The following is a 24,996-nucleotide window of genomic DNA, read 5'->3' on the forward strand; positions in this document are numbered from 1 at the left end:
TTTCAGCCTGCCGCCTTCAGCTCCAACCGCCGTTCATGCAATACTGGTTCGGTATAGCCCGACGGCTGTACGCGGCCCTTGAACACCAGATCACAGGCGGCCTGAAACGCAATCCCGTCAAACCCCGGTGCCATCGGATTATACAGCGGATCCCCAGCATTTTGGCGGTCCACCACCTGCGCCATCTTATGCAGCGCGGCTGTCACTTGATCGGCTGTCACCACACCATGGTGCAACCAGTTGGCCAGACCCTGTGCAGAAATCCGGCAGGTGGCGCGGTCTTCCATCAACCCCACATCATTGATGTCGGGCACTTTGGAACAGCCCACGCCCTGATCCACCCAGCGCACCACATAGCCAAGGATCCCTTGGGCGTTGTTCTCAATCTCGCGGGTGATTTCATCATCGGACAGGTTGCGGCCCGACAACACCGGAATCGTCAACAGATCCTCCAGTGTGCGGCGCGGCCCGCCTGCCTTCAGCTCTTCCTGACGCGCCAGAACGTCAACCTTATGGTAATGCATCGCATGCAGGGTCGCCGCTGTCGGGGACGGCACCCAGGCGCAATTCGCACCTGACTGCGGATGCCCGATCTTGGCCACCATCATATCTGCCATCCGGTCAGGCATGGCCCACATGCCCTTGCCGATCTGCGCCTTTCCTTGCAAGCCACAGGCCAGACCAATATCCACATTGCGGTCCTCGTAAGAGGCAATCCATGCAGCATTCTTCATATCACCCTTGGGCACCATTGGTCCGGCTTCCATAGAGGTGTGAATTTCATCCCCCGTGCGGTCCAGAAAACCCGTGTTGATGAAGGCAACCCGCGATTTGGCGGCGCGGATACATTCCTTGAGGTTCACCGAGGTGCGGCGTTCCTCATCCATGATGCCCATCTTGACTGTGTTCGCCGGCAGGCCCAGCACGGTTTCGACACGTGTGAAAATCTCGTCGGCAAAGGCGACTTCTTCTGGCCCGTGCATCTTGGGTTTCACCACATAGACAGAGCCCGCAACCGAATTGCCACCGTCCCGCGCCAGATCATGCATTGCGATCAAGGATGTGATCATCGCATCCATCAGCCCCTCGCCCACTTCTGCACCGTCCCGGGCCAATACCGCAGGGTTGGTCATCAGGTGACCCACGTTACGGATCAACATCAGCGCACTGCCTTTCAGCGTCAGCGTACCACCATCCGGTGCCGTGTATGCACGATCCGGATTCATCACCCGCGTCAGGCTCTGCCCGCCTTTCTCAAACGTCTCTGACAGGTCCCCTTTCATCAGGCCCAGCCAGTTGGTGTAGGCAACAACCTTATCCTCGGCATCCACCGCCGCGACACTGTCTTCACAATCCATGATGGTCGACAGGGCTGATTCCATGATCACATCCGATACATGGGCCGGATCGTCCTTGCCAATCGCATGGCTGGCGTCGATCTGCACAATGATGTGCAATCCGTTTTTCTGAAATACGATGGCTGTGGGCGCATCCGCGGCACCCTCATATCCGGCAAACTGTGCAGTATCCGCCAGCGTGACCGACCCATCCGCCGTGACACCCTGTACTGCGCCATCCGCCACACAGTAGCCGGTCAGGTTAACATGACTGCCCGCGGCCAAAGGCACAGCATCGTCCAGAAACGCCTTGGCCGCCGCAACCACACGCGCGCCCCGCGCCGTGTCATAGCCGCCCGCTGCTGGCAGATCGCCCAGCGCATCGGTACCGTAATAGGCGTCATACAAGCTGCCCCAGCGGGCATTCGCCGCATTCAGCGCGAAACGCGCATTGGTGATCGGCACCACCAGCTGTGGCCCTGGTACCGCAGCAATTTCAGGATCGACACCTTTGGTTTCAATGGCAAAGTCCGGCCCTTCCGGCACCAGATAACCAATTTCGCGCAGGAATGCGGCATAGGCATCCGCATCGTGGGGCTGACCTTGGCGGGCCTTGTGCCAATCATCAATCTGACGCTGGAGCTCGCTGCGCTTTTCCAGCAACGCGCGGTTCTTTGGCCCTAAATCATGCACGAGGGCAGAAAATCCGGTCCAGAACGCGTCAGCGGCCACACCCGTTCCGGGCAGCGCCATATCTTCCACAAAAGACACCAATGCGGTGTCCACCTGCAATCCCTGCTTGTCGATGCGTTGCATGCCACGTTCCTCCGGCGGATGTTTCCTTTCGGAAACCCATAAAGCCTATGGGTACATCTCACAAGGCAACGCGGTCAAAAAACCTTACCAAAGCTGGCAAGGCGACTTTAACGCTGTGACTTACAACGTTTGGAGCAAAACCGGACCTCCGCCCAGACAGAAGCCCATTTGCGCCGCCACAGAAACGGACGCCCACAGGTCGCACAGATCTTTTGCGGCAAGTCAGATTTCTTCGGCATCTTGGGCATGATCCGGCCACATCGCATTGGGCGAGCTGAAATTTGCTAGAAAAAGTCAGGGAGACGCAGAAAATCCGCGTCACCCTGTCATCGTTTCAGATACTGGCCGGCCACCTCACAAGCGGGCGGCGCATGGGACTAGTCAGACGCTGTGCCAGTAGCAGTGGTTTCGGCGGCAGCCCCGTCAACCGGGTTCAGCCCCGCATCCCCTTGCGGATCATTGGAATTGGCCATGGTGAATCCCAGTACCAAAATCAGCATCAAGGCACCAAACCCAATCGCGCCTTTAACGCCAAGCAACGGTGCCTTGTGGTTGTCTTTCTGCTTTTCAATATTTGTGTCGGGGGCTGACATAGATGTCTCCTTTTGGATTGCTCTCGTTTGACCTGTTGAGGGTCTGTTGTTGACAGACTAACCTGCGGGCAAACCAAACGTTCCCATCTTTTTTGAGGTCCCCCATGCGTGACGCTGCCCCCAAGACCATTTTCCTGTCCGACTACACGCCCTATCCTTGGACCGTCGAAAGCGTCAATTTGCATTTTTCCCTTGATCCTCATGCCACACGCGTGCGCAGCGTGATCCGCTTTGCCCGCAACCCTGCCTATGCAGGCGACACCCCAGACACCATGTTCCTGCATGGCGAACAGGTGAAACTGATCTCTGCCCAGATTGACGGCACAGCGGTTGATCCAGAGGTGACGGGCGAAGGGCTGACCTGTGCCGTGCCTGCCGGATCTTTCACATGGGAAGCCGAGGTTGAGATTGATCCGGCGAACAACACCGCGCTTGAGGGGCTTTATATGTCGAACGGCATGTATTGCACCCAATGCGAGGCAGAGGGTTTTCGCAAGATCACCTTTTACCCCGACCGCCCTGATGTGATGTCGGTCTTCACCGTCACCATCGACGGGCCGCACCCCGTGCTTTTGTCAAACGGCAACCCGGTCAAGACCGGCGAACACCACGCCGAATGGCACGACCCATGGCCCAAGCCCGCCTATCTGTTCGCGCTGGTTGCCGGTGATCTGGTCGCCCACTCCGATACATTCACCACCATGAACGGACGCCAGGTTGATCTGAACCTCTATGTCCGTCCCGGCGACGAAGGCAAATGCGCCTTTGGCATGGGCGCACTGAAGGCTTCGATGACATGGGACGAACAGGTTTACGGACGTGAATACGATCTGGATCTGTTCAACATCGTGGCCGTCGATGATTTCAACATGGGCGCGATGGAGAACAAAGGCCTCAACATCTTCAACTCCTCTGCCGTCCTCGCCTCGCCCGAAACCTCGACCGATATGAACTTTGAACGCATTGAGGCGATCATCGCACATGAGTATTTCCACAACTGGACCGGCAACCGTATCACCTGCCGCGACTGGTTCCAGCTTTGTTTAAAAGAAGGCCTGACCGTCTATCGTGACAGCCAGTTCACCAGCGACATGCGCAGCGCGCCCGTCAAACGTATCAGTGATGTGATTGACCTGCGCGGGCGGCAGTTTGCCGAGGATCAAGGCCCACTGGCCCATCCCGTGCGTCCTGAGAGCTTTCAGGAGATCAACAACTTCTACACCGCCACCGTCTACGAAAAAGGGGCCGAGGTCATCGGCATGTTGAAAACCCTTGTGGGAGAGGATGCCTATTACAAAGCGGTGGAGCTGTATTTCGACCGCCACGACGGCGATGCCGCCACCATTGAGGACTGGCTGAAGGTATTCGAGGACACCACAGGCCGCGACCTGACCCAATTCAAACGCTGGTATTCCCAAGCTGGCACCCCGCGCCTGTCCGTCGAGGAAAGTTTTGAGCTGGACACGCTGACCCTGACCTTCACCCAGCACACGCCGCCCAGCGCCGCAACGCCGGAACCACAGCCGCTGGTCATCCCAATCGCTATTGGCCTGATCTACCCCGATGGCCGCGAAGCCTTGGAGACCAAGGTTCTTGAAATGACCAAAGAGGTCCAGAGCTTCCGCTTTACCGGGCTTGAGGATCGACCGGTTGCATCAGTCCTGCGCGGGTTCTCCGCCCCTGTGGTGCTGACGCATGATCTGTCGGACGCGGATCGCATGCTTTTGCTCAGCGCTGACACAGACCCTTTCAACCGCTGGGAAGCGGGCAATATGCTGGCCCGCACCACCATGCTTGCGATGATCCGCGACGGGGCCGCGCCCGACCCTGCTTTCCTGAACGCGATCAAGGGCATTGCTTTGGATGAAAGCCTTGATCCGGCGTTCCGCGCCTTGATGATCAACTGGCCCGGCCCTGCCGAACTGGCCAATGTCCTGCATGAAGCGGGGGAAGTGCCCGATCCTGAACAGCTGTTCACCGTTGGCGAACAGATACGTGATGCCATGGCCGAAACCTTTGCTGATGCTGCGTCTGATCTTTACGCCCGTCACAGCGTCAGCGGTGCCTATCAACCGGATGCCGCGCAATCGGGCAAACGCGCGTTGAGCAATGTGATGCTGGCCTTCATCAGCCGCCGCAGCGGGACTGAAACCGCGCAAGCGCAATTCGACAGCGCCGATAACATGACCCAGCAGATCAGCGCCCTAAGCCAGATCCTGCGTCATGGTGAGGACAGCACCGCGCTTGATGCCTTTTACCAACAGTGGAAAGACGACCGGCTGGTCATGGACAAATGGTTCGGCCTGCAGGTCAGCTGTGCCAAACCGGAAGACGGGGCCGATACCGCCCGACGGCTAACGGATCATCCCGACTTCAACCACAAGAACCCGAACCGGTTCCGCGCCGTCTTTGGCGCCCTGATCGGCCATCACGCCGCATTTCACCACAAAAGCGGTGATGCCTATACTCTGCTGGCTGACTGGCTGATCACCCTTGATCCGCTGAACCCGCAGACCACGGCACGCATGTGTTCCGCCTTCCAGACGTGGAAGCGCTATGACGCGGACCGTCAGGCCAGAATACTGGCCGAAGTGGAGCGTATCCTTGCCACACCGGACCTCAGCCGCGACACCACCGAAATGCTGACCCGCATCAAAGGAGCCTGAGCCTTGAGACCCGTTTGCCTGATTACCGGTGCCTCTGCCGGCATTGGTGCCGCCTGCGCGTGCTTGGCCGCCCAGCGCGGCTATGACCTTGCGCTGACCTATAACTCTGATCCCAAGGGGGCCGAGGAGGTGGCGGCGGTGGCCAATGCAGCGGGTGCGCAGGCGCTGGTCATGCAGGTAGATGTGTCCAACCCTGCCGCGATTGACAAGATGTATAACCGCATCGACAAAACCCATGGCCGCATCGACGCGCTGATCAATAACGCGGGCATCGTCGATCAGGCCGCCCGTGTCACCGAAATGTCCCATGCCCGCCTGCGCCAGATGTTCGACGTCAATGTCATCGGGGCCATTATGGTGGCACAGGGGGCCGTACGGCGCATGGAGGCACAGGGCAGCGGCGTGATCGTCAACATCACCTCTGCCGCCGCGCGCCTTGGATCAGCCAACCAATATGTTGATTATGCCGCCTCTAAAGCCGCGATCGACATCTTTACCAAAGGGCTGTCAGACGAGGTGGCAGGCAAAGGCATCCGGGTCATGGCCGTGGCACCGGGGTTGATCGACACGGAAATCCACGCCAAGGGCGGTGATCCCGACCGCGCCGCGCGGCTGGCCCGAAACGTGCCCATGGGGCGCACCGGCTCTGCTGATGAAATCGCTCAGGCGGTTCTGTTCCTGCTGTCGCAAGAGGCATCCTATATCACCGGTTCAACGCTTGATGTGACCGGCGGACGGTGAGCGCGCCATTTACCTATACCGCCCAAGGCCGCAGCATGCGCACCGCCCTTGTTGTTGCGTCTTTGTGGCTTGGTCTGGTGGTGTTGTGGATCGGGTTTGACGCTGCCCTTTGGATTATCACCCTGCTGGCAGTATTCACCCTGCCCGCCTGTTGGGACCTGTTGCACAACCCTGCCAGTGGGCTGACCCTGACAGAAGATGCGCTGGACTGGCACTCAGGACGGCGCAGCGCCACTGTCGCCTTGGAAGAGATCGACCACATCCGATTTGATACGCGGCTGGATTTTTCGGTCAAGGTGACGTTGGTGCTAAAGACCGGTGCCAAAGTCCGCCTACCGTTTGAGGCAACCCCGCCACATCACGCCTTTGAGGCGGCGTTGAAGGAAAGGGGCCTCACCACCAAACGCTTCCACTTTCAATTGATGCAGTAGCTCAAGGATACAGCGGTTTGGTGCTTGACCCTAGGGCCGCGATTGGGGCCGCGTGGCATTGACCGGCTTGCAATAATTCTGCCGCTTCAGCCAATTTGCCATGTCACGCCGTTTGGACGCTGAATGCATCGGTCCCCAATCCGCCGTCACCCCCTGCCCTTTGCGCTTCTTATAGCCGTGGATCACCCCATCGCGCGGCACCGTATGGGCCATGATGCGCACCGCACAACTGAGGTTTGCCGCACCGTTCTTTAGCGCCGCACCGGTGCCGACGTTACACTTATACCCCCGCGCCGTTGCTGGCAGGATTTGCAACAAGCCGTACCATAGGCCGCCGCCGCCCACCGCCCATGGCTTGTAAGTGCTTTCGTGTTTGGCCAACGCCGACATGAACCCGACCCAGAAAGCGCGCCGCTCTGCCTCGCTGGCGGTGGGATACTTCGGGCACCAGTTCTCGATATCGGCCGGCACCAGATCAACCAAAGGCTTGCCATGTTCTTTCAACGCCGACAGGGCCGCGCGGGTCCAAAGCTGATGCCCCCCCATATGCTGCCAGCGGGTGCGTGGGATCTGTGCAGGACGGGCTGGTGGGCGCAGGTTGGTCACAAGGGTGTTGGTTTGTTCCATCGGGGACATCTGCCCCGTGTTTTCCATCAGCGGATCTGCAATCGAGGCCTTGGCCGGGACCATTTCCACCGCTCCGCTACGCGCAGGCGGGCGGATCGCCGTCTCCGCAACCAGCGGGCCAGCCCCCCCGACAAGCGCACATACAAATATATAGCCAAGTTTTTTCATCGACGGAGTATGCAAAGCAAAACGCGCTTTTGGCAAGTTCAAGATGGGCGCAGCAACACAACCCGGCAACAAAGCTGCCGGAAACCAATGATCGTTCACAAAGACGGAACAAATAGCGCCTTTTGCCCCAACACATGGATCGGCAATGCCCCGCCAGCCCAGCAAAATTACCGTGAATTAATCCCACGCTTGCCACTGTTACGCCCCATTGGTCGACCAGATTTGATCCAACCGAAACGTGTTATTGGATTCCCTTTGATGAGACCCCTCAGCGCCTTTATTCAAAAACACATGCGCCCCTTGGGCAGCATGCTGCGCGCAAACGGCACACCAGAAGCTGACACGCCGGTCCCGCCTGCGTTGATCCGACGGCGTGTTCCGCGCACCGTGATGCCTGTCCCCGTCGAAGATGTGCTGCATATTCCCTGCCCCGATCCCACTGCCGAGGATTCGGTGCGTGACAAACATCTGGCCAGTGCACAATATCTGGTGCGCCAGGAACGCTGGGACGACCTTGTCAAAGCCATCAAAATTGCAGATGCCCAGCGTCACATGACCCCCGGCACAATGCCGATTGCGGATTTGCTGTCCTTTGGCGCCCGTGCGGACGTCGTACATGCCGCAGAACATGTTCTGATGGATGGCAAACCTGCCAAAGGTGCGCCTATTCTGGCTGGCATCGAAGCGCTGGAACATGAACTTGTCGATCACCCCAACTGCTATGTCATGGCCTGCATTGTGGCTCAGGCCCATATGGACATTGCCTGGGCATGGCGCGGAACCGGCTGGGACATTGAGGTTCCCGCCCGCAACCGCGCGGCCTTCAAAGCCCATTTTGACCGTGCTGCCGATATCATGGCAGAGTTCTGCCCCCAGAGCCTAAACTCGCCCTTGCTGGCCGCAACCTGTTGTGCCCTGCTTGGCGGCAATGAGGAAGCCAAGCAGCGTGTCGCGGACAGCTATGAAACGCTGATCAATCTGAATCCGGCCAACCCGCGCCCGATGCGGGCCATGGGCAACCATTTGTTGCCGCGCTGGTACGGTTCCTATCCAGAGCTAGAGCTTGAAGCCCGACGCACCGCTGCGCGTACCGAACATATCTGGGGCGCTGGTGGTTATACTTGGGTGCAGTTTGACGCAATCTCCTGTGACGACGATGCCTGTGCAAATCTTGATCTGGATTTCTTCATCGAAGGTCTGCACGATATTTTGACCCGCAAACCGGACGCCTATACCGCCAACCTGCTGGCCGCCTATTGTGCAAACTCCATTGGTCAGAGCTTTTCCGGCAACGACCGTGCTGATCTGATTCGCGCACAGATTTCCAATTGCTCCCAGTGGATTGTGCGTGAACATCTGACCGAGCTGCACCCGATGATCTGGGCCCATGCGGCGCGTGGCTTTGACAACAACCTGCGGGTTCACTCCCCCGGTCGCTTTGCCGCCTCTGGCCGCGATGATGCGGTGCGGCTGATCTCTTCGCTGTTCAGCTCTGAAATTGCCTCGGGCAAGCGGATTGTCTTTACCGAATCCGGCCCGGTCGCCATGGAATGCTGATAGGGCTCTGCGGTTTCATCTTGCGACAATACGTCATTTGACACATTAACACGGGGTCGGCCCTGCGGCCGGTTCCTGCTTTGCGTAAGTCATGACGCACCCCTCTGCCCTTTCATGGCCCCCCGCTGTCCCCGAGGGACGGCCAGTCAATGGATGCCATGAAAAACATTCCCGGCACATCTGCCCCGATTGATGCATTCCCTATCCGCCTGATCAAACGCAGCATCTTGATCCTGCTTGGGCCGTTCTATTTCCTGTTCATCGGATTCATCCCCCTGCTGTGTGCCGGACGCAAAGGCTTTCGTGGCTGGTACTGGCGCAAGGTCAAACGGGCCTGTTCACACCTGTTGTGGCTGTTGAGCCTGCGCGCGGAAATGACAGACACAGGCAAGGCAGCCCTTGCCGCAGACACCAACAGCATCATCGTGATCAACCACCGCAGCCATCTGGACGGGTTTGCTCTGATGCATGTGGTGCCTGATGCCAAATGGTTTACTTTTGCCGCCAAAAGCGAGTTCTGGAAAAGCAGGCTGCTGCGTACCGGGTTTGATGGCGCGGGGCTGGTACCGATTGAGCGGGCCAGCGGCTCTGTGGCGATGGAAACCCTGACAGCTGCCGTGCGCGACATGCCGCCGCGCCGATCTGTTGTGTTGTTTCCCGAAGGCACCCGCACAAAAACCCAATCTTTGGGGGAATTCAAAGCTGGTGCCGTGCTGGTGGCCCGGGCCACCGGGCGCAGCATCACCCCCATCGTGATCCACGACAGTGATCGCCTGTTGCCACGGGGCAAATTCATGCCCGCCAGCGGCACCATCCGTATCGAGACCCTGCCCCCCTTCATCTGCGATCTAGGCGCGACGGTGGATGAGGATCTGGCCCGCCTGCGCGCCGCGATGATGGCGGCCTTTGACGCGCCTCAACCTCCCAGAGCGCCTTAAAACCGGCCCTGCCCCCCTTTCGCCCGTCGCGATATCGCGCCCGCGCTCTTGCAGCACCCCGCCGCCTGTCCTAAGACCAAGCCAACACCAGCGCACACGAGGCCAGCCATGCTTGATCTGACATACGACACCCCGAAACCCCGCGTGATTGCAGGCGCAAAACACGACTGGGAACTTGTCATTGGTATGGAGGTCCACGCGCAGGTTTCCTCCAATTCAAAACTCTTCTCCGGCGCCTCGACACAATTTGGTGCCGAACCCAACAGCAACGTCGCTTTTGTTGATGCGGCCATGCCGGGCATGTTGCCGGTGATCAACGAATTCTGCGTTGAGCAGGCGGTGCGCACCGGTCTTGGCCTGAAGGCGCAGATCAACCTGAAATCTGCTTTTGACCGCAAGAACTATTTCTACCCCGACCTGCCGCAGGGCTATCAGATTTCGCAGCTTTACGAACCCATCGTTGGCGAAGGCGAGGTTCTGGTGGAACTGGGGGATGGCACCGCCCGTCTGGTGCGCGTGGAACGCATCCACATGGAACAGGACGCGGGTAAATCGATCCATGACATGGACCCGAACATGTCCTTTGTGGATCTGAACCGCACCGGTGTCTGCCTGATGGAAATCGTCTCCCGCCCCGACATCCGTGGCCCCGAAGAGGCCGCCGCCTATCTGGCCAAACTGCGCCAGATCCTGCGCTATCTGGGCACCTGCAACGGCGACATGCAGTCCGGTGCCATGCGCGCCGATGTGAACGTATCGATCTGCCGTGTCGGCCAATACGAAAAGTATCAGGAAACACAGGATTTTTCCCACCTCGGCACCCGCTGCGAGATCAAGAACATGAACTCCATGCGCTTTATCCAGCAGGCCATCGACGTTGAAGCCCGCCGCCAGATCGCCATTGTCGAGGCCGGTGGTGAAGTCACGCAGGAAACCCGCCTGTTTGACCCAGACAAACAGGAAACCCGTTCGATGCGCTCCAAAGAAGAAGCGCATGATTACCGCTATTTCCCCGATCCCGACCTGCTGCCGCTGGAGATCGAACAGGCCTGGGTCGATGACATCGCCGCCAATCTGCCGGAACTTCCAGACGCCAAGAAGGCGCGGTTTATCAATGACTTTGGCCTGTCGGATTATGACGCCTCCGTCCTGACCGCAGATCTGGACAGCGCCGGGTATTTTGAGGCGGTTGCAAAGGGTCGGGACGGAAAAATGGCCGCAAACTGGGTGATCAACGAATTGTTTGGCCGTCTGAAAAAAGACGAAAAAGACATCTCTGACAGCCCTGTCACCCCTGCACAGCTGGGTGAAATCGTGGATCTGATCAGCTCTGACGCCATCTCTGGCAAAATCGCCAAGGATGTATTTGAAATCAGCTATACCACAGGGCGCAACCCCGCCGAGATCGTCGAGACCGAAGGCATGAAACAGGTCACAGACACCGGCGCGATCGAGGCCGCAGTGGATGAAATCATCGCCGCTAACCCCGATCAAGTGGCCAAGGCACAGGCCAACCCGAAACTGGCGGGCTGGTTTGTTGGTCAGGTGATGAAAGCCACCGGCGGCAAGGCGAACCCGAAAGCAGTAAACCAGATCGTGGCGGCCAAGCTCAAGTAGCGCGGGGTTTTCCCAGCCACCGCACGCCACGATAACAGAAAGGCGGGGGCAGCCCCGCCCTACGGAAAGCCCGCCCCATGAATGCCTCCTTCCGCTCCAGCCTGATGACGGTAAAGCCCGAATGGATCGACTTTAACGGCCATTTGAACATGGCCTATTATAACGTGCTGTTTGACCAGTCTATTGATGAGCTCTACCCACAAATCGGCTTTGGTTTTGACTATGTAAAGACCACCGGCTGCACCACCTATGTGGCCGAATTTCATGTCTGTTATCTGCGCGAACTGCATGAGGGCAACGAGGTCTACGCAACCTTCCATCTGGTGGATTTCGACGGAAAACGGTTTCACAGCTACAGCGAGCTTTATCACAAGGATGGCTGGCTCGCCGCCACGGGCGAGGGTTTGACCCTGCATGTTGATCAATCCGGCCCCAAAGTTGCACCAATGCCGCAACACATTCAGGACAATCTGGCCGCCTACAAGGCAAGCCAGCCCGCGCTTGCCGATCCTTCACGCATCGGCCGCCAGATCTCCCTGACGCGCAAGCCGCGCTGATCCGCGCGCGCCTGCCCGAGCAAAAACCACAGCAGAAATTGACGCCGCCGCCCACTGGCCCGTTCCCTTTCCCGATCTCATCGGCTAAACCGCCTGAACCCAAATCAGAGACATCCCATGCCCCGTTACGAGTATAAAGTTGTTCCCGCCCCGCAAAAGGGCCTGAAAGCCAAAGGCGTCAAAGGGGCCGAGGCCCGGTTTTCCCATGCGCTCGCTGAATTAATGAACGGGTTGGCCGACGATGGCTGGGAATACCAGCGCGCCGAAACCCTGCCCAGCATTGAACGCGCTGGCCTGACCTCGACCACCACCGAGTGGCGCAATGTACTGGTGTTCCGCCGTCTGCGCGAAAATGACGCCGAGGCCTTTGCGCCAGAGCTTTTGCCCCCGCCCGCCGAAGTGATAGCCGATACCGCCACACCTGCGCCCGCAGAAGCAGAGGCTGCGCCGGAACCGGACACACCCAAAGCAGAGCCCACTCAAAACGTCGAGGAGGATTCCGCCCAAAAGGCGAAGGGCGACGAAGCCTCGCCTTGGGACAACGGGGTGGAAGACACCACTGATGTTGAAGGGATCGGCTCTACGCTTGAAACCCTGGCCGCTTCGCGAAAAGTAAATAAAACAGAAGATTAAGCGGCGTTCTTAAACATCCAGATCAAGCGCCAATGCGTGAATGCGGCCCATCAGCTCCGGCCCGATTGCGCCATGCACCGCGCGGTGGCGTGCGATCCGCGACAAACCGGCAAAGGCCTCTGCGCGAATACGCACGTTAAAATGGCTCTCGCCACCCTCTTGAAATCCGGCGTGGCCGCGATGACTTTCACTGTCATCCACCACATCCAACTCCCGCGGTGACAGCGCCGCGCGCAACCGCGCTTCAATCTCTTGCGTTTTCGACATATTTTTTCGCTTTGCCCCCTTCAATATCGCCCCACAGCCTCTAGACTGACCAGCCTGAGTCGGAAAGGTCTATCCCCATGAGCAAATCAGATCCCTTCGGTTTCGACATGTCCGTGTCGACCTCCAAAAAGAAGAACCCACGGGGCCGCCGTGGCATGTCGGGCGCATCAGAAACCTCAACGCGGGTATGCGACCATGACGGTTGCGAAGAGGCTGGCAAATTCCGCGCGCCCAAAGCACCTGACGTACTGGATGATTATTTCTGGTTCTGCCAGCAACACGTGCGCGAGTATAACCTCAAGTGGAACTTCTTTGACGGCACCACAGAGGCAGAAATGAATGCCCAGCAATCCGAGGATAAAGTCTGGGAGCGCAAGACCAAGCCAATCGGTGATCCAGAGGCCCGTGCATGGGCGCGTCTGGGCATTGAGGACCCGCATCAGGTCTTGGGCAAGAACGCCACCCAGAATCCCGGCAAGGGCGCGCAATCCGGCCGTCGCCTGCCCCCCACCGAGCGCCGCGCGGTCGAGATTCTGGAGGTCAAGGACAACATGACCAAGCCGGAAATCCGCAAGGCCTATAAGATGCTGATCAAAGTGCTGCACCCGGATATGAACGGCGGGGACCGCAGTCAGGAAGACCAGTTGCAGCAGGTGATGTGGGCATGGGACCAGATCAAGGGCAGCCGCAGTTTCAAGGATTAAGGGCCTGGCCTCTGCGCCGGGCAAGGAGGCCAGAATGGACTATCCCTATGATTTGGGACGATATTCCCGCAAGGTAACCACCAAAAGCGCCAAGGCACAGCTGTGGTTTGATCGTGGTTTGAACTGGATCTACGGGTTCAACCATAAAGAGGCGATTGCCTGTTTCAGACGCGCGGCAGAGGCGGATCCGACCTGTGCCATGGCCTATTGGGGCCATGCCTATGCTGCGGGCCCCAACTACAATATGCCTTGGGAACTTTATGATTCCAAAGGCTTGGCCGAAGCACTGGATGAGGCCTATACCGCCACGCGTAAGGCCCTGGTGCATATCGCCCATATAAGTGCGCCGGAAAAGGCGTTGATCAACACCTTGATCCACCGCTACCCCCAACGTGCCCCGGTTGACGATATGGCCCCTTGGGATCACGCCTTTGCCGATGCGATGCGCAGCGTACAGGCCGAATTCCCCGATGATGCGGATATTGCGGCGATCCATGTTGACGCCCTGATGAACCTGACACCGTGGAATATGTGGGACCTGCCAACCGGCGCGGTCGCCAAAGGTGCCGCCACACTGGAGGCCCGCGTGGTCCTTGAACGCCAGATGACATTGCCCGATGGCATGGCCCACCCCGGTGTGCTGCATCTGTACGTGCATCTGATGGAAATGTCGCCCTTTCCCGAACTGGCGCTCAAGGCGAGTGACGTCCTGCGCACGCTTGTCCCTGACGCAGGCCATATCGTGCATATGCCCAGCCATATCGACGTGCTCTGCGGCCATTACGAAAACGTGGTGCGCTGGAACGAAAAGGCGATTGAGGCGGATCTGAAATATTATGAGGCGGAGGGTGCGTTCAACATCTACACCGGCTACCGGCAGCATAATTATCATTTTGTCATCTACGGGGCCTTGTTCCTTGGGCAATTTGAACCGGCCATGCGGGCCGTGCGCGGTATGGATGCCACCACGCCCGACGCGCTGCTGAACATCAAATCCCCGCCGATGGCGGATTTCTTTGAGGCCTACCTCAGCATGGAACCTCATGTGCTGATCCGGTTCGGCATGTGGGAGGACATTCTGAAGCTGCCCCTGCCCGACGACATCGAAACCCGCTGCACCAAGGTTGCGATGATCGAATATGCCAAGGCGCTGGCCCTCTCCGCCCTTGGTCGCATTCCAGAGGCCGAAGCGCAGCACGCGGTCTTCACCGCCGCCAAGGCCCGTGTGCCAGACACCCGCCTGCTGCACAATGTGCGCGCCGTCGACCTGCTTGAGATTGCAACCGCCATGCTTGATGGGGAGCTTGCTTACCGCAAGGGTGAGTATGAGCTTGCCTTCAAACGTCTGCGTGATGCAGTCGCGCTGGATGATGCCCTGCCATATGACGAACCTTGGGGCTGGATGCAGCCGACCCGCCATGCGCTGGGGGCCTTGCTGTTTGAACAGGGCCATTTTGCTCAGGCCGAAGAGGTGTTCCGTCAGGATCTTGGCCTTGCGCCCGGTCTGCCCCGTGCCTGCCAGCATCCCGATAACGTCTGGGCTCTGCGCGGTCTGTATGACTGTCTGATGGCACAGGATAAAACCGCTGAAACCGCCCACCTCAAACTGCGTCTGGATCTGGCAGAGGCCCGCGCGGATCGCCCTGTCAAAGCTGCCTGCGGTTGTGCACAGGCGGCTATGTCTTAATACCAATACAATAAACTGGACTGAACGGGGAATAAACCGTTAGGCCAACCCTTGCGGCTATCCCTGATATGTTGCACCAATTGCCCGAACAAATCTCCCCCTTGGGGGAGAGCGGATGAAAGGACACCCCCCAATGGCCGACGGCACGCTGGATCTCGACGCAAAACCAAACCAAGACATCAGCGTCCGTGACGTTTTTGGCATTGATACGGATATGACCATCAAAGGCTTTGCCGACCGCACTGACCGCGTGCCGGAGCTGGACAGCACCTATAAGTTTGATCCCGACACGACGCTGGCGATCCTTGCAGGCTTTGGCCACAACCGCCGCGTCATGGTGCAGGGCTATCACGGCACCGGGAAATCCACCCACATCGAACAGGTGGCAAGCCGTCTGAACTGGCCCTGTGTGCGCGTCAACCTCGACAGCCACATCAGCCGGATCGACCTGATCGGCAAGGACGCGATCAAACTGAAAGACGGCGTGCAAGTCACTGAATTTCAGGAAGGTATCCTTCCTTGGGCCCTGCGTAATCCAACCGCAATTGTGTTTGATGAATATGACGCGGGCCGCGCCGATGTGATGTTCGTGATCCAGCGTGTGCTGGAAGTCGACGGCAAGCTGACCCTGCTGGATCAGAACAAGGTGATCGAACCGCACCCCCATTTCCGTATCTTCGCCACTGCGAACACAGTGGGCCTGGGCGACACAACCGGCCTGTATCACGGGACACAGCAGATCAACCAAGGCCAGATGGACCGCTGGTCACTGGTCGCCACGTTGAACTATCTGAGCATTGATGCGGAAACCTCTATCGTTCTGTCCAAGAACCCGCATTACAACACCGCCGAAGGCCGCAAGACAGTCAAGCAGATGGTGACGGTTGCCGATCTGACGCGCACGGCCTTTATGAACGGTGAACTTTCCACCGTGATGTCACCGCGTACGGTCATCGCATGGGCTCAGAACGCCGAGATTTTCCGCAACGTCGGCTATGCCTTCCGCCTGTCCTTCCTGAACAAATGTGACGAGCTGGAGCGCCAGACCGTAGCAGAATTCTATCAGCGTCTGTTTGACGAGGAATTGCCAGAGTCAGCGGCGAGTGTGAGCTTGGGGTGATCCTAGGGAGGCGTCATGCACTTAGGTCTAATCGGCGGCATTGGTCCGGCATCCACGGTTGTTTACTACCAGAAACTGACGGCAGCCCTGCGTGCATTGGGGCAGCCGCTGGAACTGACCCTCGTAAATGCAGACGCCAACGTTCTGGTCAAGAATAATCTGGCCGATGACCGTGCCGCACAGGCAGAGGTCTACGCTGGACTGATCGACCGCCTAAACGCAGCCGGTGCCGATTGTGCGGTGATCACCTCACTGGGTGGACATTTTTGCATTAACGAAACTCTGCCTCTCTCTGCTCTGCCCTTGATCAGTGGTGTGACACCGCTTGACGGGTATTTCGTGCAACAAGGCATCAAAACCGTTGGCCTTTTGGGAACCGCTGTTGTGATGCGTACGAAACTTTATGGGCAGCTGGGAAACACCGCCGCCATTGCACCGGACGATATTACAAGCGCAGGTCAAACCTATCTGGATATGGCGCTTTCCAGCACCTGTACCGATGCGCAACGGGCCTATTTCTTTGAACAGGGGCAAAAGTTGATGAAAGCCGGCGCAGATGCTGTGGTTTTGGCGGGCACGGACCTGAACCTCGCTTTTGACGGGCGCGATGTTGGCTATCCGGTGATCGACGCGTTAGACATACATATCGACCTTTTGGTCAAGCTGGCCACGGGTCAGGCGGACCTGAACGAACATGCATTGGGGCAGACGACATGAGCAAACCATCCGACAACCCCGCAGATGCATTTAAGAAGGCCTTGGCTGAAGCCTCTAAAGTGATGGCAAACGACCCTGAGCTGAACGTCACCTATTCGGTCGACCCTTCCGGCCTGTCCGGTGAAACCATGCGCCTGCCGCAGGTGTCCCGCCGCATGACCCGCGAAGAGGTGTTGCTGGCACGGGGCACGGCGGATGCGCTGGCGTTGAACCGGCGCTATCACAACGGCCAGACCCATGCGAAATATGCACCTCAGGGCGACATGGCACGCGATCTTTACGAGGCGATGGAAACTGCGCGCTGCGAGGCCATGGGCGCGCGTGACATGCCCGGCACGGCTGGCAACATTGACGTCAAAATCAAACATGAAGCGCTGCGCAAAGGCTATGATCAGGCCAAACATGCCAGCGATGTGCCCCTCGCCACAGCTGCGGGTTATCTGGTGCGTCATCTGGCCACCGGGCGCGACCTGCCTGCGGGGGCGGAAAACGCCATGGAGCTGTGGCGCGGGTTTATTGAGGATCAGGCCGGCGGCACGCTGGAAAACCTGAACGATATTCTGGACAACCAGTCCGAATTCGCAAAATTCGCCCGCAAGATGATCAGTGATCTGGGGTATGCCGACCAGCTGGGCGATGACCCGGACATGCTGGACGAAGATAACGAGGACGAAGCCGAGGAAGGTGCGGAAGAGGAACAGGATCCCGACAGCACCGGTCAGGATGATCAGGACGAAGAAGAGGCCGAAGGCAGCGCCGAGCAATCGCAGGAAGAACAGCAGGACAGTTCCGAGGCGCAGGTCTCTATGGACGATATGGCTGACCAAGAGCTGGGCGAAGAGGCCGAAATGCCCGAGGGCGATGCCCCGATGGAGCCCCCCGCGCCCCAGCCCGTGTCCGACGCCGACCCGAATTATCTGGTTTACCTCGACACCCATGACGAGGTGATTGGTGCCGAAGATCTGGCCGATGCAGTCGAGCTGGAGCGTCTGCGCGCCTATCTCGATCAGCAGTTGGAACCGCTGAAAGGTGCGGTTTCGCGCCTCGCCAACAAGCTGCAACGCCGTCTTCAGGCCCAGCAAAACCGGTCCTGGGAGTTTGATCTGGAGGAAGGCACACTGGACGCCGGGCGCCTTGCGCGTGTGGTGGCGAACCCGACCACGCCCCTGTCATTCAAACAGGAAAAAGACACGGAATTTCGCGATACCTGTGTGACGCTGTTGCTTGATAACTCCGGCTCCATGCGGGGCCGCCCGATTTCAATCGCTGCCATCTGTGCGGATGTTCTGGCCCGCACGCTGGAGCGCTGCAACGTCAAGGTCGAAATCCTCGGCTTTACCACCCGTGCATGGAAAGGCGGTCAGGCCCGCGAGGCATGGCTGAACGATGGCCGCCCCGTGCAACCGGGCCGTTTGAACGACCTGCGCCACATCATCTATAAATCCGCCGATGCACCTTGGCGGCGGACCCGCGACAATCTGGGCCTGATGATGAAAGAAGGCTTGTTGAAAGAAAACATCGACGGCGAAGCCTTGGAATGGGCGCACCGCCGCATGACCGCCCGCCACGAGGCCCGCAAGATCCTGATGGTGATTTCCGATGGCGCACCGGTGGATGATTCCACCCTCTCGGTGAACCCGGCGAATTATCTGGAAAAACACCTGCGCGACGTGATCGCCATGGTCGAGAAACGCAAAGCGGTTGAGTTGCTGGCAATCGGCATCGGCCATGACGTGACGCGTTATTATGACCGTGCGGTGACGATCACGGATGTGGATCAACTGGCCGGTGCGATGACCGAACAACTGGCGGCGCTGTTTGACAGCGATCCACGGGCACGGGCGCGTGTCATGGGCATGCGTCGCGCGGGTTGATCCCGTGGAATTGAGTTTAAAGGCAAGATGAAGGAGGGGCGGATGTTCCAGAGTTTCGAGGTCACCGCGAGGCCGGAACAGGGGCCGCCACGGCTGTCGGCGCTGCGCGCTGAATTGGGTGTTGAGGGGCTGGACGGGTTTTTGGTGCCCCGCGCTGATGCGCATCAGGGCGAATATGTCGCTGCCCATGATGACCGCCTTGCCTGGTTGACCGGGTTCACCGGATCAGCGGGGTTCTGCGCTGTGTTGCGCGATGTGGCTGGTGTCTTCATCGACGGGCGCTATCGTACCCAGGTCAAAGCACAGGTTGCGGCGGAGTTTACACCGGTTCCATGGCCTGAGGTATCTCTGGGGGATTGGCTGAAAGAACAATTGCCTGCGGGGGGCACTGTTGGATTTGATGCCTGGCTGCACACCCCTGATCAAATCGCACAGGCCGAAGAGACATTAAAGGGGACGGGCATCACCCTGCGCCCCTGTGTCAATCTTGTCGACCACATCTGGGAAGATCAGCCGGCCCCGCCGATGGCGGCAGCCAAGGTTCATCCCCTTGAGTTTGCGGGTGAAACCCATGAAGAAAAGCGCAAACGGCTGGCCCTGACCTTGCAGGAGGCAGGCCAGAAGGCGGCTGTCATCACCCTGCCCGACAGCCATAACTGGTTGCTGAACATCCGCGGCGCAGACATTGCGCGCAATCCGGTGGCCCATGGGTTTGCGCTGCTGCATGATGATGCAACGGTGGATTTGTTCATGGCGACGGCCAAACTGGACGGGTTGGAGGATCATTTGGGTCCAGAAGTACGCTGCCATCCGCCGGAGGCGTTTCTGGACATGGTCCAGACATTGAAAGCTCCGGTGCGGGTGGACAAACAAACGGCACCGGTGATCGTGGCCGACCGATTGGCGGATGCGGCGGTCTGGGGGGCAGACCCCTGCGCCCTGCCCAAGGCTTGCAAGAATGCTGCCGAAATCCGAGGCTCTGCGCAGGCGCATCTGCGCGACGGGGCAGCCCTGTGTGAGTTGCTGGCATGGCTTGATGCGCAACCTGCGGGCAGCGTGACCGAAACGCAGGTTGTGGGCCAGCTGGAAGCCGCAAGACGCAAGGACAACGCCTTGCAGGACATCAGTTTCGAAACCATTGCCGGGACCGGTCCGAATGGCGCAATCATGCATTATCGTGTGACGGAAGAAACCGACAGCAGGCTCGAAGAGGGCCAGTTGATCGTGCTTGATTCCGGCGGCCAATATCTTGACGGCACCACCGACATCACCCGCACGCTGGCCATCGGCACCCCTCCGGCAGAGGCCAAGGCGGCTTTCACCCGTGTCCTCGCTGGGATGATTGCCATGAGCAGGCTGCGCTGGCCCGTGGGCCTTGCCGGTTGCCACATCGAGGCCATCGGGCGCATGCCGCTCTGGCTGGCCGGACAGGACTTTGATCATGGTCTGGGCCATGGTGTCGGCGCTTACCTTAGCGTGCATGAAGGACCGCAGCGGTTAAGCCGGATCAGTCAGGTGCCGTTACAGGCGGGGATGATCCTGAGCAATGAACCGGGCTATTACCGCGAAGGGGCCTTTGGCATCCGCATCGAAAATCTGCTGGTGGTGCGCACGGCCCCTGCCCTTGCTGGTGGTGATGATCACCGTGCGATGTTGCATTGGGAAACCCTGTCCTTTGCCCCCATCGACCGGCGGCTGATTGACGTCAGCCTGCTGGACGCAGAAGCTCTGGACTGGCTCAACAGCTATCATGCGCTTGTGGCGGAAAAGATCGGCCCACGGGTATCGCCCGAAACAAAACTATGGTTGGATGACGCAACAGCGCCGCTTTGACTTGCGCGACACCGATTTGAGGGGGAAATATATGGGCAATGACATTACAATCACCAAAGCATCTGGGTCCTGGACTGTGCGTGCCGGTGGGGCCGTTCTGGGCGAAACCGACGCCGCACTTGTCTTGTCCGAAGGGGCCTATCCCCCGGTGATCTATTTCCCACGCGGTGACATTGCCATGGCGTTTCTGGATGCCAGTGACAAGACCAGCCACTGTCCGCACAAAGGGGATGCCAGCCATTATTCGGTGGTGACCAAAAGTCGGACGTTGAAGGATGCGGTCTGGTCCTACGAGGACCCAAAAGATGCGGTGGCCGAAATCAAGGGGTATATGGCGTTTTACGACATTGATGAAATCGCCGTAGAGCAAATTTAATCGCCGTTGGCGCGCTGCGTGCCAAAGGGTCTAACTCCGCCACAGGAGCTCGGCCCGCAGCGGCGCATTTTCATGATGAATGCCATTACGCCGCCACCGTGGAGCTGGTCGCTGCAGAAACCGCTGGCAGGGCAAAGACATTGCCAAACCAGGGTTGTGCCAGGCTAAGCCTGCCGGGCGGTGTGCCCTGCAACAGTGCCATCACCTCCCCGCGATAGACAACTTCGGTGCTGGTGCCCTCCAGTGCAGAGCGCAGCAGCAGGTTCTCACCATCAGTGATTTCCGCATCTGCACCGTCCGGACCAACCAACATCAGCACATCTTCGGAAGGATCAAAATCGGTGACAATCACCGCAGCCTGATCGACCTGTCCCACCCCCAGTGCCCGGATCACATCCGCGCCCATGCCGCCGATAACCAGATCACCGTCATTTGCGGTGATCGTATCACTGCCGTTGCCACCATACAGCGTATCCGGTGCACCATCATCCAGCCCCAGATGATCGACAGCTGTGGACAGTTCCTGAAAACCGGTGATCCGGTCATTGCCATCATCGCCATGGACCAGATCAGCACCGGTACCCGCAAAGATCACGTCATTGTCGTTGCCACCGTTCAGGCTGTCATCACCCGCCCCGCCACGCAGCGCATCACTGCCCCGTCCGCCATTAATGAAATCGTCACCGGCGTCGCCGTTTACCACATCATTGCCGTTGCCACCATCCATCCGGTCATCGCCAAGCATTCCCCAGAGCGTGTCATCGCCAACCTCTCCCCCCAGCGCGTCATTCCCCGCACCTGCGATCACGAAATCATCACCGGTTCCGCCACGAATTGTGTCATCCGCCCCGAACCCGCGGATCACATCATCGCCCGCCGCACCATTGATGTCGTCCGCAGCGCCTGATCCGGCAAGCGTATCATCCCCCGCAGTGCCAAGCACCGGCGCGGCTGCCGGATCTTCCTCGATATTGGCCAACCATGAGAGATCCGCCGCCAAGACCTCCGCGTCTGTATCGCGCAGCACCGCCACCAGCTGATCATCCAGAAACACATTGCTGTCTGACCCATTGGCATCCTGCGCTACCGAAATCCGATCATCCGCCGGGTCCAGTGACAATTCGGGACCTGCACTGACCGCAAGCAACAACATGTCCTCAACCGGATCAAAATCTGTCACAATGACACCGCCGCCCTCTTCCTGATCAAATCCTATGGTACGGATCAAATCCGCGCCCAAGCCGCCGGACACCGTATCACCGTCATTGCCGGTGATCGTGTCATCCCCGCTGCCGCCATTCAATTCATCGGGCAGCAGATCATCCTCACCCGCCGCAAATCCGTCCGCGACCGGCAGTTGATAGCCGGTAATCAGGTCATTGCCGCTGCCACCATACACCGTATCCGCACCATTTCCGGTTTCAATCAGGTCATTGCCCAGATTGCCGATCAGCGCATCGTCTCCTGCGCCCCCCAGCAGCACATCATCCCCCTTGCCCCCGCGCAGCACGTCATCACCTTCATCGCCGCGCATCACATCGTTGCCAAAGCTGCCGTTCATGCGATCATCGCCATCCCGGCCCCAAAGCGTGTCATCCCCGGTGCGTCCCAACAGCTGGTCGTCGCCCTGGCTGCCAATGACCAGATCATTGCCCGCCCCGCCAATAAGCGTGTCATCCCCCGCCGATCCGTGCAGCGCATCATCACCATCCATACCGCTTAAAAGGTCATTGCCACCGGTCCCGATCATAAAGTCATTGCTCGTGGTCCCCTCAACCGGATCAGGGTCGCCGGACGGCGGCGTCACAACAGAGGCATTGTCGTCTTCCTCAATGCCCACAAAAGACGCAAGAAGACCAAGACCGATCATCGGCAGTAAAACATAGGCGAGCATGGCAGCACGGCTCCCGAAATTGAATAAACCATCATTGCAACCACCCCGTACAAACGGTACGCGCCCTGCCTGACCCGGGAAAATCACAGGCCCAGCAGGGAAGCGGCGGCTTCATCTACAATGATCTGAAATACTTAACTAAAACTTAAGCGTGTTATTAAGAGTGTTCTTCGGCAGCCGTCGCCGCCAAGGCGCGGTTATACGCTTTCAACGCATCCACATGAAAAACCGCGCCCAACAGCTCGGGCGGGGCTCCCACTGACAGGGTGACCACGGGTATAAACCGGGGGGCACCGCTGGCCTCGAACATCGGCATGGCCGCTTCCAGCGTGGCCGCGCCGTCGATATAGGTGCCTGCATCAATCAGCGCCCAGCATTCCGCCTCATCCGCCGCATTCGGATCATCAGGGCGGCGCATGATCCGCGCCACCATGAACATCGCCAAAAGATAGGCCTGTGGCCCGGCCGCAAGGTGAATCCCGCGCCGTTCCATCTGGGTCAGGAAAAAACTGCGGTCGACGATCCGGCTGGCCAGCGCGGTAGACATGCTGACCGCCACCATCACCGCCAGCCCTGTCTGCCAGTCTCCGGTCATTTCAAACACGATCAGGGTGGTGGAAATGGGTGCCCCCAGAACCGCCGCCGCGACCGCCCCCATGCCCGCCAGAGCGTAAAGCGAGGAAGAGCCGGAAACATCAGGAAACACCCCCGTCGCCACCAGACCAAAGCCAAGCCCGGTCAATGCACCGATCATCAGCGATGGAGAGAACACCCCGCCCCCCATGCGCCCGCCCAAGGTAATGGCAACGGCGGTGACCTTGAGAATGGCAAAGACAACAACCTCGTTAAAGGTCAACTGCCCCATCAGCGCCAGCGACATGGTTTCGTAGCCGACCCCGATGATATGCGGAAACCACAGCGCCAGCACCCCCAAGAGCGCCCCCGCCACCGCCGGACGCAGCCAGCGCGGCCAGCCGGTACGGGTCTGCACAAGATTTCCCAGATCCTCGGCCCAGAAAATACTGCGCATCAGGGCAACAGCAACGATGCCACAGGTCAACCCCAGCAGCAAAAAGGCCGGCAATTCAACGTAGAACTGCAAATCACCATAGGTCGGCAGAACAAATTCCGTCACCCCGCCGAACTCGATCCGGTTGATCACCGTGCCGGCAACAGAGGCAATAACAATCGGCGCGAAAGCATGTACCGCAAAATGGCGCAACACCACCTCAAGCGCAAAGAGCGCCCCCGCAATCGGTGCGTTGAAAGAGGCCGAGACCCCCGCCGCCACCGCGCAGCCCAGCAAATCCCGTCCGGTAATCCCGTCGGCATTGATCTTTTCGCTGACCCAGGTGGAAATCACCCCGACGATATGCACCACCGGCCCCTCACGTCCTGATGAGCCCCCCGTGGACAGGGTGATCAGTGAGGCAAAGGCAGAGGCGACCCCGGCTTTGGTTTCAACCCGCCCGTCGTGCATCGCCGCGCCAAGGATGACATCACCAACCGACCGCGCCCGCGCATCATGGGTGAAGTGATGCAGGATCAATCCAACAGCCAGCCCCCCAATGGTCGGAATCAGGACAACCCAATACCATTCCAGCCCGCTGATAAATGTATGCAGGTTCTTGACGTCATCGGTGCCGTACCAGGTCGATTGCAACAGGTTGATCCCCTTGCGAAACAACAAGGCGGCGAAACCTGCGGCAATCCCGATCAGCAGAGCAATGAACCAAAAGGTAATTTTGCCGGGGCCGCGATGGCGGATCACCTGCCAGCCCTTCTTGCAAGAGGTTGTGGCCATGTCCAGTTGCTGGGCAATAAAGCCGGGCTCGCTCATCTT

General features: G+C 59.0%; 22 protein-coding genes. 15 read left to right on the top strand and 7 right to left on the bottom strand.

Translation table 11 applies throughout. The features are described from left to right. Positions 1-2: 2 nt before the first annotated feature. From QQL78_RS09130 to QQL78_RS09140, 3 genes are all read right to left on the bottom strand, one after another. Positions 3-2,153, bottom strand: a complete 2,151-nt coding sequence (locus tag QQL78_RS09130; protein WP_284372716.1) for a malate synthase G — start codon at positions 2,151-2,153, stop codon at positions 3-5. Between the two features lie 107 nt (positions 2,154-2,260). After that, complete coding sequence (locus QQL78_RS09135; RefSeq protein ID WP_386257807.1) at positions 2,261-2,419, bottom strand: DUF2256 domain-containing protein; 159 nt, start codon at positions 2,417-2,419, stop codon at positions 2,261-2,263. A gap of 111 nt (positions 2,420-2,530) precedes the next feature. Then, positions 2,531-2,746, bottom strand: coding sequence for a hypothetical protein (locus tag QQL78_RS09140; RefSeq protein ID WP_284372718.1), 216 nt, complete (start codon positions 2,744-2,746; stop codon positions 2,531-2,533). Positions 2,747-2,850: 104 nt separating this feature from the next. Between QQL78_RS09140 and pepN the strand changes: the two genes are divergently transcribed. Genes pepN through QQL78_RS09155 form a run of 3 tightly spaced genes read left to right on the top strand, consistent with a single transcriptional unit; the run spans position 2,851 to position 6,584 of the window. Continuing rightward, entirely contained in the window at positions 2,851-5,412 is a 2,562-nt protein-coding gene (gene pepN, locus QQL78_RS09145) for an aminopeptidase N (RefSeq protein WP_284372719.1), read from the top strand. 3 nt (positions 5,413-5,415) lie between these two features. Further along, positions 5,416-6,153 (top strand): SDR family oxidoreductase, encoded by a 738-nt coding sequence (locus QQL78_RS09150; RefSeq protein ID WP_284372720.1) that lies wholly within the window; start codon positions 5,416-5,418, stop codon positions 6,151-6,153. 35 nt (positions 6,154-6,188) lie between these two features. Then, entirely contained in the window at positions 6,189-6,584 is a 396-nt protein-coding gene (locus tag QQL78_RS09155) for a hypothetical protein (RefSeq protein ID WP_284372721.1), read from the top strand. A 30-nt stretch (positions 6,585-6,614) separates the two neighbouring features. On the opposite strand, the gene QQL78_RS09160 is transcribed toward QQL78_RS09155, so the two are convergent. After that, a complete protein-coding gene (locus QQL78_RS09160; RefSeq protein ID WP_431358334.1) occupies positions 6,615-7,220 on the bottom strand; it encodes a transglycosylase SLT domain-containing protein in 606 nt (201 codons plus the stop codon). 417 nt (positions 7,221-7,637) lie between these two features. Here QQL78_RS09160 and QQL78_RS09165 point away from each other — a divergent pair, with 417 nt between their 5' ends. From QQL78_RS09165 to QQL78_RS09185, 5 genes are all read left to right on the top strand, one after another. Next, a complete protein-coding gene (locus QQL78_RS09165) occupies positions 7,638-8,936 on the top strand; it encodes a hypothetical protein (protein ID WP_284372724.1) in 1,299 nt (432 codons plus the stop codon). A gap of 149 nt (positions 8,937-9,085) precedes the next feature. Further along, a complete protein-coding gene (locus tag QQL78_RS09170) occupies positions 9,086-9,874 on the top strand; it encodes a lysophospholipid acyltransferase family protein (protein ID WP_284372726.1) in 789 nt (262 codons plus the stop codon). A gap of 108 nt (positions 9,875-9,982) precedes the next feature. Next, positions 9,983-11,491, top strand: a complete 1,509-nt coding sequence (gene gatB, locus QQL78_RS09175; protein WP_284372728.1) for an Asp-tRNA(Asn)/Glu-tRNA(Gln) amidotransferase subunit GatB — start codon at positions 9,983-9,985, stop codon at positions 11,489-11,491. A 77-nt stretch (positions 11,492-11,568) separates the two neighbouring features. Next, on the top strand, positions 11,569-12,048 hold the full coding sequence (locus QQL78_RS09180) for a thioesterase family protein (RefSeq protein ID WP_284372730.1): 480 nt from the start codon (positions 11,569-11,571) through the stop codon (positions 12,046-12,048). A 117-nt stretch (positions 12,049-12,165) separates the two neighbouring features. Further along, the gene (locus QQL78_RS09185) at positions 12,166-12,681 is read left to right on the top strand and encodes a DUF4177 domain-containing protein (protein WP_284372732.1); all 516 of its coding nucleotides are present in this window, start codon (positions 12,166-12,168) and stop codon (positions 12,679-12,681) included. Positions 12,682-12,690: 9 nt separating this feature from the next. Here the strand turns inward: QQL78_RS09185 and QQL78_RS09190 are convergent, their stop codons facing one another. Further along, the gene (locus QQL78_RS09190) at positions 12,691-12,948 is read right to left on the bottom strand and encodes a BolA family protein (RefSeq protein WP_284372734.1); all 258 of its coding nucleotides are present in this window, start codon (positions 12,946-12,948) and stop codon (positions 12,691-12,693) included. 77 nt (positions 12,949-13,025) lie between these two features. Between QQL78_RS09190 and QQL78_RS09195 the strand changes: the two genes are divergently transcribed. The 7 genes from QQL78_RS09195 to QQL78_RS09225 all read left to right on the top strand — a co-directional run bounded on the left by QQL78_RS09195 (position 13,026) and on the right by QQL78_RS09225 (position 21,259). Further along, positions 13,026-13,652: a DnaJ domain-containing protein gene (locus tag QQL78_RS09195; RefSeq protein WP_284372737.1), complete on the top strand. Its 627-nt coding sequence runs from the start codon at positions 13,026-13,028 to the stop codon at positions 13,650-13,652. A gap of 34 nt (positions 13,653-13,686) precedes the next feature. Beyond that, entirely contained in the window at positions 13,687-15,339 is a 1,653-nt protein-coding gene (locus tag QQL78_RS09200; RefSeq protein ID WP_284372739.1) for a hypothetical protein, read from the top strand. 133 nt (positions 15,340-15,472) lie between these two features. After that, positions 15,473-16,459, top strand: coding sequence for a cobaltochelatase subunit CobS (gene cobS, locus QQL78_RS09205; RefSeq protein ID WP_284372741.1), 987 nt, complete (start codon positions 15,473-15,475; stop codon positions 16,457-16,459). 15 nt (positions 16,460-16,474) lie between these two features. Then, a complete protein-coding gene (locus tag QQL78_RS09210; protein ID WP_284372743.1) occupies positions 16,475-17,176 on the top strand; it encodes an aspartate/glutamate racemase family protein in 702 nt (233 codons plus the stop codon). Next, positions 17,173-19,050 carry a cobaltochelatase subunit CobT gene (gene cobT, locus QQL78_RS09215; protein WP_284372745.1) on the top strand — a complete coding sequence of 626 codons (1,878 nt, stop codon included), beginning with the start codon at positions 17,173-17,175 and terminating at the stop codon, positions 19,048-19,050. The genes QQL78_RS09210 and cobT overlap by 4 nt, the downstream gene beginning before the upstream one ends. Positions 19,051-19,092: 42 nt before the next feature. Then, positions 19,093-20,883: an aminopeptidase P family protein gene (locus tag QQL78_RS09220; protein ID WP_284372747.1), complete on the top strand. Its 1,791-nt coding sequence runs from the start codon at positions 19,093-19,095 to the stop codon at positions 20,881-20,883. Between the two features lie 31 nt (positions 20,884-20,914). Further along, positions 20,915-21,259: a DUF427 domain-containing protein gene (locus tag QQL78_RS09225; RefSeq protein ID WP_284372749.1), complete on the top strand. Its 345-nt coding sequence runs from the start codon at positions 20,915-20,917 to the stop codon at positions 21,257-21,259. Between the two features lie 85 nt (positions 21,260-21,344). Here the strand turns inward: QQL78_RS09225 and QQL78_RS09230 are convergent, their stop codons facing one another. Continuing rightward, positions 21,345-23,153 (bottom strand): calcium-binding protein, encoded by a 1,809-nt coding sequence (locus QQL78_RS09230; protein WP_284372750.1) that lies wholly within the window; start codon positions 23,151-23,153, stop codon positions 21,345-21,347. 157 nt (positions 23,154-23,310) lie between these two features. Then, positions 23,311-24,993 carry a chloride channel protein gene (locus QQL78_RS09235; protein WP_284372752.1) on the bottom strand — a complete coding sequence of 561 codons (1,683 nt, stop codon included), beginning with the start codon at positions 24,991-24,993 and terminating at the stop codon, positions 23,311-23,313. Between the last annotated feature and the right edge of the window lie 3 nt (positions 24,994-24,996).

Origin of the sequence: Sulfitobacter pacificus (genome assembly GCF_030159975.1) — a bacterium.
GTDB lineage: Bacteria > Pseudomonadota > Alphaproteobacteria > Rhodobacterales > Rhodobacteraceae > Sulfitobacter > Sulfitobacter pacificus.